Genomic DNA, 1,732 nt, shown 5'->3' on the forward strand with positions numbered 1-1,732 from the left:
GCTTAATAGAAAGATGGTTTTGTATTTGGAATGATTTGACAAATCCGAAGAATGGGTTTAATTTAGTCCCAAACCCGCTGTAGTACCAGAACGTTGGTGGCTAGATTGCACCAAAATTCTAAAAGAAAATGTACTCTAAAATATGATTCAAATAATTGAAACTTTACTTTATTATCTTTCCATAATTGCAATTATATCTTTCCTCATACTTTGTGGTTTTATAATTCGATATCAATTATATTATGGAAAACGAGCTCCGTTAAGTTATTTTATAGAAAATAAATATTTTGGAATTTCCGTAATTGTGGTAATAATATCATTTATTTCAATTTTTAGTTTAAGTTTTTATGAAAGTAAATTATGTAGAACAGAAATAAAAGATAAAATTGAAAAACTGAATGACAAAAAATTTACTTTAATCATAAATGATACAATCAGAAAAAATGATAATTTAATAGTTGCACTAAAAAATATTAAAGAAGAAACAGGTGAAAGAAGTACGGGGTCATTAGAAATTAATGTGAAAATAAAAAACAGAAATGAAATAATTAAATTAATATTGCTTCGTGATTTCACTAAAAAAACAACATATTGGGTTTTCTATAAAAATTACGCTTCTACAACAAAGAATTGTATTGGAGAAATAAACACTGAATCTTTGAATGAATACCAATAATCTATAATAAATCCAGCCACCAACAGCTACTACAACGGATTTGGGCAATAGGCTTAATAGAAAGATGGTTTTGTATTTGGATGATTTGGCAAATCCGAAGAATGGGCTTAATTTAGTCCCAAACCCGCTGTAGTACCAGAACGTTAGCCGTCAGTTTAGCAGAACGCAGTAAAAACGAACAAAATGAGAAATCAAAATTATTATTTTTATTTATTTTTCATCATTATAACAATTGGTTGTTCTGAAAAGAACGATACAAAAGTTGAAAAATCAATTCAAAAAATAATTGAAAGATTTCCTCAATTAAAAACTGGCAAGAAAACATTCGGAAATGATTACAAACTTGTTAAAAGTGTAAAAAATGGAGAATTTGATTTTGAAATTCAATTATTTTCTGAATCAGACAGCATAAACGATAAACAACAAATAATTGTTCTGATTAATTCAAAAAAAGAATGTTCGTCAATTCCATTTTTTAACAATAAATACAAAGATTATTGGGAATTTCCATTTGATAAGCCAATAAAAAACGTAAGTAAAATAACATCAACTTTTAAAGTGGAATTAAATAAAGCGTTGAGCATATTTCCTGCACCTAAAAATCATTTAAAAGACAAAAACTTAAAATATGAAGTGGTAAATGAACTATTTCAATCGCTATTGAGTACTGAAAATTTAGAAGAAAAAGATAGCCTACTTATTTATAGAACGATAATTTCAAATTCAAATCTACCAAATGAAGTTTATGATTCTGCATTTGTAAGACTTCGAAAAAATTATGAAAAAATGAAAAGTGAATGGCATCCAGAAGATTTCATATATAATTATAATTGTTATTTTGACAGAAGAAATGCGAGAATATATCAAGTAAATTACAATGAAAAAACTAAAGGTTATGACGTAAAATGCTATAGACAAGATTGGGGTTTTACTCCATTGAATTTATAAAACCGAACGGCTAACAGCTACTACAACGGATTTGGGCAATAGGCTTAATGGAAAAATGGTTTTGTATTTGAATGATTTGGCAAATCCGAAGAATGAGCTTAATTTAGT

At 27.2% G+C, this 1,732-nt stretch carries 2 protein-coding genes; both read left to right on the forward strand.

Annotated features, from left to right (window positions below; translation table 11 throughout):
• The first annotated feature begins 142 nt into the window (after positions 1-142).
• Positions 143-676 (forward strand): hypothetical protein, encoded by a 534-nt coding sequence (locus tag C8P67_RS20075; protein ID WP_115814981.1) that lies wholly within the window; start codon positions 143-145, stop codon positions 674-676.
• Between the two features lie 183 nt (positions 677-859).
• Complete coding sequence (locus C8P67_RS20080) at positions 860-1,624, forward strand: hypothetical protein (protein WP_115814982.1); 765 nt, start codon at positions 860-862, stop codon at positions 1,622-1,624.
• Positions 1,625-1,732: the final 108 nt, after the last annotated feature.

Source organism: Flavobacterium aquicola (assembly GCF_003385115.1).
GTDB classification, from domain to species: Bacteria; Bacteroidota; Bacteroidia; order Flavobacteriales; family Flavobacteriaceae; genus Flavobacterium; species Flavobacterium aquicola.

Bases quoted from the DNA above. Each gene is read 5' to 3' on its own strand.
- C8P67_RS20080 (WP_115814982.1), top strand. From the start codon at position 860: ATGAGAAATCAAAATTATTATTTTTATTTATTTTTCATCATTATAACA.
- C8P67_RS20075 (WP_115814981.1), top strand. From the start codon at position 143: ATGATTCAAATAATTGAAACTTTACTTTATTATCTTTCCATAATTGCA.